We start from the raw sequence: 10,482 nt of genomic DNA on the forward strand, positions 1-10,482 counted from the left end.
TAAATCGGTCATAAAAACTACTTTTTTTAAATCTAATATATACGCTTTTTTTGAAATATGCAATTTGTCGTGCACCCCTCTTTGAACTGGTTTAAACTTTTTTCAATTGGCTGCAAAATGATATTTTTACCTCACTTTTCGTCTTTTTATAACTCCGTAACGATGCTATGCGGTGGATAGGGCGGGCAAAGTGAGCCACTTGCGGCGGATGAAAGTGAGTATAGCAAAGTAAATGCCCAAAATCTATAATGAAGCTATAGGAAAGCTGTTTCAGGTAAATATCGCTTGACTTTATTTTTGCCTTTAGGAATCTCTTTAAGTACCGCTCTGTGGTATCCACTAATCATCAACTTGACAATTAGTGGCTTCGATTATGACTTAACCGACGTTTTAAGTTTTAAAACCCGTTCTTTCTGTCGGCTTATTCTTTTATAGGCAATAGCCTTTTGTTCTTTTTCGAAATCCTCGATTGGAATACTGCCGAAACTTTCTGCAAGACCCCTTAATGCTATGGCTTCACTATAAGTTGGTAAAGATGATTTGAAAGCATCAAAACCTACATTGTTGATTATGATTGCCATGTCATCCTTTGTCAGTTCCATAAGTCGTTTTAGGAATCCAGCAGAACCCTCTTTTTTATATTTGTTAATATCCAAAAGCTTACCGAAGTGTTCCTTCTTTGGCCAACCCAATGCATTCCATAATATCAACCTGTTTATTTTTTCTGTGGCATCACCATGTTTGTGTTTTCCAATCACGGTCAATTTTTCAGTATCACACATGGTTTCAATGATGTGCTTATGTACTTTTTCGTCATCCAGTTCCAACATGCGTTTTGCTCTCTGGTGAATTTTATCAATTTTGACATGAACGCTTTCCTTACTTTTAGGATCCATTGATTTTTCTTCTTGTTTCTTTGTCAGTTTAATGGAAACGTATTTTCCATGGTCGTAACCATTGATCCAAAACCCTCTGATTTTATTTTTTCGTTTATCCTTTCCGTGGATCGTTTCAAAATCATCATAGTTTACCAGTACATGGATACCAAGTTTTTTCAATTTCTGTGTTAGTTCATCATCTGTATCTTGATGTTTGGACCTTATTAAATACACGTCCTCAGCATTATTGATAATACCGTCAATTTCATTTTGGATATGTTTTTCTGTTTTACTGCTGAAACATAGGTTGTCGAAACACCTGTCTTCTTCCTTGACATCGGGAAACAAGGAACAATTTGCTTCGGAACGCTTGGGGCAATTGATGCATGCGCCTGCTTTCTTTACCAATTTTTCGTCAAGCGGATTAAAGATCGCTTTTGATAACAGTGCCGTAATGTTTGAATCGATATAGCTTTGAAGCTGTTTGGCCGATTTTATCTCGCCGCTCCAATCGCTGGCATTTTCAGCCACTTCTTTTTGATATTTCTTATCCAATCGCGCAATGATCAATGCCTTTGAGAGATTGATTTCATCCTTAAAAAACAGCTTTTTCCATTCAGCGTTTAGATTGTTCAAACTGAGCCTTTGCAGAATGAACTTTTCAGATTTGGCGATTTTGGTTGCAATATCCTCGATGCCATAATTTCCTTTGTCAATCATCAGTCTAAACGTTTCCGCTTCACGCAAGGGATGCACATCCTCTCTTTCTAGATTTTCGATGATCTGGGCCTCTAAAGCTTCTTGGTCGTTCAAGTCCTTGATCTGGACAGGTACGGATTTCAAATCAATCAGCTTGCAGGCTCTTAACCTTCTTTCTCCGCAGACGAGTTCATACCCTTTGTCTGTTGGTCTTACAAGCAACGGTTGAAGCAGTCCGTTTTCTTTGATACTTTCAGCAAGTTCCATGATGGATTGCTCGTTGAAATCGCTTCTCGGATTGGTTTTACTCGTTGAAATTTCAACCAGATTGACCTCTTTCAAATGTTCGGTGATTGTTTCCATAAATTTATAGTTTTAGATAACTCCTTTTTTTTGCATTTTTTCAATAATGGATATTAGGAGTTTTTTGATTTATGTTGGAATTGTATTAAGAAGTTGAAAATTTACAGATAGCTAGTCCATGAAAACGATACAAGCGGACTTAAGCCTAAAATTTGAGTGTTTAATGGTGTGTTCGTTCCAGAAAAATGTAACGGGATCAACAAAATGAAAGTATTGAATTTTAGGCTTGTGTCCAAGACCTTTTTCGAACGAAGCGCTTTTCCCGAAATGGAGCTTTTTGCGGAATGGAGCGGGAATGGGCTGAGGAATAAAGATGAAGAAGTAATGTTTATTGATAATTAACAATAATTAACCCGTTGTGCATTATGATTTAAAATAAAAAAGCTATTCATCTTTCTGATAATCAGTAACTTATTTAAGATATAAAACATTAACAATGAACAACTTAAATGCAAATTAAAATAGCACTTTTTCAAAAATGGTCAGACAAAATACTTTTCATTAACCTATTTTCACTTTATTATCGCCATTTTATCCAGTATACAATGTTTTATTTAAGAAGAAAAGGCTATTTTCTGGATTGTTATATAAATAAGTGGTTTTAGGAACTAACGGCCTTCTATCTAAAAACTCTACTGGATTGTTTATATATAATCGAAATAGGTCTGTTGACCTCTTTTTTGTTGATTTTTATTATAGTCCATGTTAAACCAGTAATAGATATAGACCTCTAAGAAACATTAACTGCTTCATCATTAAATAGCATATCAAGTTTAAATAATGTACCACTTTCCACCACTTTAACAGATGACCCCTTCTAGAAATAGCTCCAATTACAAGAATATTCAAATCATACAAAGCTATTTTTTAAATCGATCAGGAGAAAGCGGATTTAAATTTATTGAAGGGTTTTTATCGTCGATTAACTCTGTAACAATTTTACCAGTAACAGGTCCTAAACTCCAGCCCATCATAGCATGACCTGCAGCTATTATTAAGTTATTGTAGTTACTTGTTTTTCCAATAAAGGGAACGCCATCTGGAGAAACAGGTCTTAATCCTGATGTAGCATTGGCCTTTTCCTCGTCATTGATTTCAATGTCTTTATAAAACGTTTTCACAGCTTTAGCAATAGCTTCAACCCGTTCTTTTCTTATAATTGTGTTGTTTCCTGAAAATTCCATGGTTCCTGCAAAACGTGTAAAATCATCCATTGGTGTAATGGCCGTTTTTGCTTCAACTAAAATGGCTGGCATGGTTATGCCTGTAGGCCTGTGCACATCCATACTATATCCTTTTCCTCCTTGTATTGGCACTTTTAAATTTAATAATGCTGCCAACTTTGTTGTCCAGCAACCACTTGCCAAAACAAAATAATCAGCTTCAAAAATATTTTTTTGGGTTTTTACCGAAACAACCTTGTTATTTTTCACACCGAAGTCCTTAACCTCCTGATTCATGTGAAATGTTGCACCATTGTTCTCTAACCAAGTTTTCAAAGACACCATAAAATGGTTTGGCGTAGTATGCGAATCACACTTATAGTGAACAGCACCGATAACGCTGTCCGAAAATACAGGTTGGATTTTTTGCAATGCAATTTTATCAAGGAAAGCAACATCCAAACCTTCTTTAATAGCACGTTCAGCAATATTATGCTCTTCTTCTTCACTTTCAGGTGTGCTAAATGCCATTAAAACGCCTTTTTTTTCATAATGAAAATGAAAATCCAAAGAGGCCAATAGGTCTTCATAGAGCTGTTGACTTTTTAAATTAAGTTCTTTTATAACAGGGATATATTTTTCTACATTAGATTTTGTTGCAGATTTTTTAAACTGCAATACCCATTTAAAAAAATCCAAATCCAATCGAGGTTTAATATAAAAAGGGCTTGAATTATTAAACATCCATTTTATACCTTGTGTTATTATACCAGGGGCTGCTAGTGGAATAAAATGACTAGGGCATATATATCCTGCATTTATAAATGAAGTACCCGTTGCAATATCACTTTTATCAATAATAGTAACCGAATGCCCTTCTTTCAATAAGTAATATGCACTGCATAACCCCGAAATTCCGCCACCAACTATAACTACTTTTTTCATTTATGAATCGCCTAAAATTCAATGCTAAATCACTTGAAATCCATGTGCGTATGGATCATCATCATCTATAACAATAGTATTGTAACCCGTAACTTGTGCCCATCCTTGGATACTTGGTATGATTGCTTTTTTACCAGCTAAAGTGGTTTCTTCTTCTATACGACCAATAAACTTGCTTCCTATAAAACTTTCGTGAATAAAAGGCGCTCCCAATTTTAGTTTTCCTTTGGCATGCAATTGAGCGATACGCGCAGAAGTTCCTGTTCCGCAGGGTGAGCGATCTATTGCTTTGTCTCCGTAAAAAACAGCATTTCTTCCAGAAGATGTTGGATCTATTGGGTTGCCTGTCCATAACATGTGACTTATATCTCTAATCGTATCGTTTTCAGGATGAACAAACATATTAGGATACTTAGCATTAATACGATCTCTAACTACTTGAGAATATTGAATGATTTTACTAGCTGTAAAATTGTGCACCCCACTGAAGTTTTTTTGAGGATCTATAATAGCATAATAATTTCCGCCGTAAGCAACATCAAAAGTGATTTTACCGAGTTCTGGGCAATCAACACTTAAATTTTCTGTGGCTAAATAAGATTTAACATTCACTAATTTAACCCAATCTACCTTTTTGCCCGTTTGCTTGTATTCAATATCAATCAAACCTGCTGGTGCTTCCATTTTAATCTTTCCAGGTATTTTTGGGGTAATCAACCCTTCTTCAATAGCAATGGTAATGGTGCCTATAGTTCCATGTCCACACATTGGCAAACATCCCGAAGTTTCCATAAAAAGGATAGAAAAATCATTTTCAGGGTTATGTGGCGGATATAAAATACTGCCACTCATCATATCGTGTCCGCGAGGTTCAAACATTAAACCTTTACGGATCCAATCGAATTCTTTAAGGAAATGTTGGCGTTTTTCACTTATGGTCTTACCTATAAGATGAGGGCCTCCACCAGCGATTACACGAACGGGATTCCCGCAAGTGTGAGCATCAATACAAAAAAAAGTTTTTCTTGCCATTTCTTAACTTAAAAACACTTTTAAAAGCACCAGTATATTTAGATTAAATATTTTTTAATGCTTTAGGAAGCAATGCATTCGGAAACGATTGGTAACTAATTGGTCGTACCCATCTTTTTATAGAATTGGTTCCAACAGCTGTAAACCTTGAATCTGTTGAAGCTGGGTATGGACCACCATGCTGCATGGAAGGACAAACTTCTACACCGGTTGGCACACCATTAAAAATAATTCTACCAACACGATTTTCCAGCGCATCAATAATTTCTTCAAGGTTAGAATATTCTTCTTCTTCAGCAATTATAGTTCCTGTTAACTGACCTTCCAATCCGTTAATTACCTCTATGAGTTCTTCTTCATCTTTACATTTTACGACTAAAGAAAAAGGACCAAAAACCTCTTGGTGTGTTTTCGGATTGTTTAAAAATTCTGTCCCTGATACACTCGCTATTTGTGATGCAGCATAGTTATCTTTTAATTCACCTTGAATTTTAGCAACAGTCTCAACTCCACTTTGTGCTGTTATGCTTGAACTATTTTTATTGAAACCGCTTTTAATATTTGGGTGGAGCATACATTGTGGGTCTATGGCAATTGTTTTTTCGGCTAAATCCTTTATAAAATCTTGGGTTTCATTACTGTCAATAGTTAATATTAAACCAGGATTTGTACAAAATTGACCTGTTCCTAATGTAATTGAACTGGCATAAGTGCTGGCTATTTCTTCATACCGGTTGGCTATGGCTGCTGGTGTTATAACCACAGGGTTAATACTTCCCATTTCTGCAAAAACAGGAATGGGCTCCTTGCGTTGTGAAGCTAAGTTGAAAAGTGCCCTACCTCCGGCAATACTTCCTGTAAAACCTACTGCCTTAACTTTTGGATGGTTTGCCAAAGCTGTACCAACTATTTTTCCACGACCCACCAAATTTGAAAACACACCATTTGGCATCCCCGTTTTTTCAGCAGCTTTGATAATAGCAGATGCAACCAACTCTGATGTACCGGAATGCATTTCATGTGCTTTTATAATTACAGGACAACCAGCAGCTAATGCACTAGCGGTATCGCCTCCAGCTGTAGAATAGGCCAAAGGAAAATTACTGGCTCCAAATACTACCACAGGACCAAGAGGAATTAACGTTCTTCTAAGGTCTTCTTTAGGAAGTGGTTCTCTGTTGGGCTCAGCTTTGTCAATAGTGTTTTCTCGCCAATCATCATTTGAAATTAATTCGGCAAATGAGCGTAACTGAAAAACAGTTCTTCCCCGCTCTCCAATAGCCCTTCCTTCAGGAAGTCCTGATTCTGCTGTAAAAATATCTATTAATTTTTGGTCCAATGCTAAAATCCCATCTGCTATGGCATTTAAAAAAGTGGCTCGCTTTTTACCTGATACCTTGCGGTAAATTTTGAAAGCTTCCCATGCTAATTGAACAGCTTCATCAATTTCATTGTCTGTAGCTTCAATAAAAGCTGTTGCGTTTTCAATATTTAGCTTAGGATTTATTGTTTTGTGGACAATAGTTCCTTTTCCGCTCAATTTATTTCCAATATAATTTTTGCCTGTAATCATGGTTTTATAAATTTTTATAATCTGGTAATCTAGGTCTGTTTTTCATTGCCGTGGTTATTATGTTTAAAACACGTGCTCTCTCAGCTCCTCGTAAAGGTAATCTTGGAGCTCTTACATTTTCTGTACCTATACCTGTTGCAACTTCTGCTAATTTAATGTTTTGTACTAATTGAGGACTAATATCCAACTCTAATAAAGGCATAAACCATTTGTAAATTTCTAAAGCTTCATTAATTTTTCCAGCCTTAACAAGTTTGTAAATAGCAACTGTTTCTGCTGGATAGGCACACACCAATCCTGCAACCCAACCATCTGCACCTATAACCAAACTTTCTAACCCAAGTGTATCTACACCCGTAAATACTTTATAACGATCTCCAAAACGATTTTTTATACGAATAACATTTGTAATATCCCTGGTAGATTCTTTTATGGCCTCTATATTTTTATGTTTTGCTAATTCTTCAAACATCTCTATAGTGACTTCTATTTTATAATCTACTGGGTTGTTATAAATCATAATAGGCAGGGAAGTATTTTTAGCAATTTCGGCAAAGTATGTTACAGTTTCAAAATCCGTGGCCTTATATCTCATAGGAGGTAAAAGCATCAAGCCATTGGCACCAACAGATTCTGCGTGTTTTGCAACAGCAATTGCTTGTTTTGTACTTTGTTCTGCTATATTAATAATTACCGGAATTTTTCCTTTTGTTATGGATAATGTAGTTTTTATTAAAACTTCCTTTTCTTCCTGCGTTAAGGTACTGGCTTCACCAAGGGTACCTCCCAAAATAATTCCATGCACACCAGCTTCCATTTGAGCGGTAATGTTTTTTTGAAATATAACAAGGTCCAATGTATCATCGTTTGTGAATTTTGTTGTTACTGCAGGCATAACGCCTTTCCAATCTATCATAATGTACAAAATTTATTTACTAATATGGGTTGATTTTATTGATTTAACAGTGTTTTCTTGTAAGCAGGATCCCAAATATCTTTGTACTCAACTTCCTTATTTTGCATGAGTTGCCTATGAATATAAGAACAAACATCCATCCAATCTTTTCCTTCATCCCATAATGGATCCATTAGTTGAGACTTCCAGGTATCATAATTAGTCATTATTTCCTTAAATTTCTTGGAATCACTTTTTGAAAGGTCCTTTGTTTCCCCTAAATCTGAGGTCAAGTTATACATAACGGAACCATAATTATCAAGACTAACAATTTTATAATCGCCAATCCTTGCAGCCGATTTATCCAGTTTTCTCCAAAAAAGTTGCTCATGGGGATTGCCTTTCTTTTTACCTTTAAGATATGGTAGTAAATCTGCTCCGTCCAAAAGAAGGCTTTCAGGTTTTTTAATGTTAGCAGCAGCTAATGATGTTCTAAAGATGTCTAAGGAAGAACTAAGTCCATTAAAAGTTTCATTACCTTTTAAAACAGCTGGCCAACTTACCACAAAAGGCACACGGTGTCCGCCCTCAAATTCATTTCCCTTCCAACCTTTAAGTGGGCCTTCTTTGGATTGATTGTTATGCGCCCCGCCATTATCACTTAAAAAGTAAATCAAAGTATTCTCCCGCTCACCTAATTCTTCCAATTTATTTAATAATTTTCCAACATTTTCATCTAAAGACCATGTCATGGCCGCCAATTCTTTTCTTGGATGATCTTTAAATTTCTCTAAATCTTCCTTTTTGGCATGCATAGGCGTATGAACTGCATTGTAGGCCAAATACATAAAGAAAGGTTTGTCGCCACTCTCTTCTACATACTTTACAGATTGATCTCCCAACACATCCGTCATATAACCTTCAAAGATGACGCGTTCTCCATTGTGTTGAAGCATTTGTTCTTTGGTCGGATTTTCAATAGGGAAATAAGAACGGCTTCCAGCTATAAAACCGTAAAACTCATTAAAACCTCTTTGATTTGGATGGTCTGAAGGGTCTTCACCCAAATGCCATTTTCCCAAAGCATAGGTGTTATAACCATTGTTTTTAAACACATCTGCAATAGTCACGACATCATCACTCAAACCGATTCCACCGGTACCGTTGGCCTCAAAACCAAAACGTTGTTGGTATTTACCGGTAATCAAACCCGCTCTGGAGGGTGCGCAAACGGTAGCGCTCACATGGGCATCGGTAAACTTAACGCCACTAGTTGCTAGCTTGTCAATATTAGGAGTTGGCAAATCTTCACTGCCCATAAATCCAAAATCAATGTACCCTGCATCATCTACCAATATGACTATAACATTGGGCTGCTTTGTTTGCTCTTTTTCTATCTTTTCATCTTTTATCTTAGACTTGCAACTTAAACAAATCAAAATCAAAAGGGCAAAACATGTAAAAAGTTTGATCATTCTCATTTTCCTTATTTTTTAGTGTTAAAAAAACTTAAATCCCACTCAGGATACCATTTTATGATTGGTTTGTCGTCTTCAAATTCAATAGGTAGCCAAACATACCTGCCATCTATAGCGTTTTGGGGGTTCCATCTATCAGCCATAAACACAAAGGCATTTGGCTTACCAATAACGGGAAAAATATAAGTGCTTTGACTTTTAAAGGTTGTCTTTTTTTCTTCTTCTGTTCCTCTTACCGGGTTACCAAGGGATTTCCAAGGTCCTAACATATTATCTGCCACGGCAGATCGTGCAGGGTTTGGCGCCCAACCTGTAAGTCCTGAGGTTATCATATAATATTTACCATCATTTTTAAAAATTGCCGGTGCTTCATTACGTCCACCAGGAAAGACACGAACATAGTCTCCGCTAAGCGATAAATAATCATCTGATAATTTTGAAATCAACAAGGTTTCATTTTCTTCAGAAGCTGTAATATGATAAGCTGTACCATCATCATCTACAAAAAGTGTCATATCCCGGGACATTTGCCCTATTTCTAGATCACGTTTTATAAATGCTCCTGCTTTTACTTTTTCTTTTCGATTTGGGTCTTCACGACCAGTTATAGGAACCATTTCCTTTAAACTTTCAGCATCAAGATTTTGGGGCCATACCCCTGGATTAATTCTAAAACTTGAAATATATTCATAAGGTCCTGTAACGTCATTGGACACGGCAACGCCTGTAAGGGCCGCATCGTAGCCTTGCCCTTTTAGTTCATGATGAAACCACATCACATATTTACCTGTCTTTTTATTAAAGATAACCTTAGGTCTCTCAACAACACTGCCTTCAATAAGCATGGAAGTTGAATCTTTTTTCATGGGCAATGCAATGCCTTCATTTTTCCAGTTGTACAAATCCTTAGAAAAATAAACACCAACGCCTACCCAAGATTGGTTTCCGCGTCCTCCAGCCACTTTGTGTTCTCCAAACCAATAATAGGTATCCCCTACAATGGTTATACCGCCACCATGTGCATTGATATGGATGCCATCTGTATCTTCCCAAATGGCTCCTGGCTTAAAACTTGCATATTGTTTTTGGGCAAATAAAAAAGTAACCCCAAACAACAATACCATCAGTTGTAAAATATTTTTCTTTTCTCTATTTAAACTTATATCAAAATTCATAATTCTTATTTAAACGTTAGGGTTTGTTAAGAAATGACCTATACATTTTGACTTGCTCTTTTGCGCATTAACTTCGTTAAAAAGCCTCGTTGTAGCTAAGGCTATAACTGTGTTTTTTGTCTAGTTAACACACAAAATAGCGGCGTCAATTCTATACACTTTATTTCTTAGCAAACCCTTGATTTTGACTATATCCTTAAATCTGCAAGCGATTAATTTGCTATTTTAAACATTTATTTTATGTGGTAAAAGTAATCTTTTCGGATAATTTTTTTGACTTT

Annotated in this window: 7 protein-coding genes; all 7 read right to left on the reverse strand. The window is 36.1% G+C overall.

Annotated features, from left to right (window positions below):
* Positions 1 to 371: 371 nt before the first annotated feature.
* On the reverse strand, positions 372 to 1,940 hold the full coding sequence (locus ACU1LP_RS18600; protein ID WP_445737026.1) for a ParB/RepB/Spo0J family partition protein: 1,569 nt from the start codon (positions 1,938 to 1,940) through the stop codon (positions 372 to 374).
* Positions 1,941 to 2,800: 860 nt separating this feature from the next.
* A complete protein-coding gene (locus tag ACU1LP_RS18605; protein ID WP_445737027.1) occupies positions 2,801 to 4,048 on the reverse strand; it encodes an NAD(P)/FAD-dependent oxidoreductase in 1,248 nt (415 codons plus the stop codon).
* Positions 4,049 to 4,072: 24 nt separating this feature from the next.
* Entirely contained in the window at positions 4,073 to 5,080 is a 1,008-nt protein-coding gene (locus tag ACU1LP_RS18610) for a 4-hydroxyproline epimerase (RefSeq protein WP_445737028.1), read from the reverse strand.
* Between the two features lie 43 nt (positions 5,081 to 5,123).
* Complete coding sequence (locus tag ACU1LP_RS18615; RefSeq protein ID WP_445734419.1) at positions 5,124 to 6,653, reverse strand: aldehyde dehydrogenase (NADP(+)); 1,530 nt, start codon at positions 6,651 to 6,653, stop codon at positions 5,124 to 5,126.
* A gap of 4 nt (positions 6,654 to 6,657) precedes the next feature.
* A complete protein-coding gene (locus ACU1LP_RS18620) occupies positions 6,658 to 7,569 on the reverse strand; it encodes a dihydrodipicolinate synthase family protein (protein ID WP_445734420.1) in 912 nt (303 codons plus the stop codon).
* 35 nt (positions 7,570 to 7,604) lie between these two features.
* Positions 7,605 to 9,029: a sulfatase-like hydrolase/transferase gene (locus ACU1LP_RS18625; RefSeq protein WP_445734421.1), complete on the reverse strand. Its 1,425-nt coding sequence runs from the start codon at positions 9,027 to 9,029 to the stop codon at positions 7,605 to 7,607.
* 5 nt (positions 9,030 to 9,034) lie between these two features.
* On the reverse strand, positions 9,035 to 10,201 hold the full coding sequence (locus ACU1LP_RS18630) for a glycoside hydrolase family 43 protein (RefSeq protein WP_445734422.1): 1,167 nt from the start codon (positions 10,199 to 10,201) through the stop codon (positions 9,035 to 9,037).
* Positions 10,202 to 10,482: the final 281 nt, after the last annotated feature.

This window comes from Mariniflexile sp. (assembly GCF_052728615.1).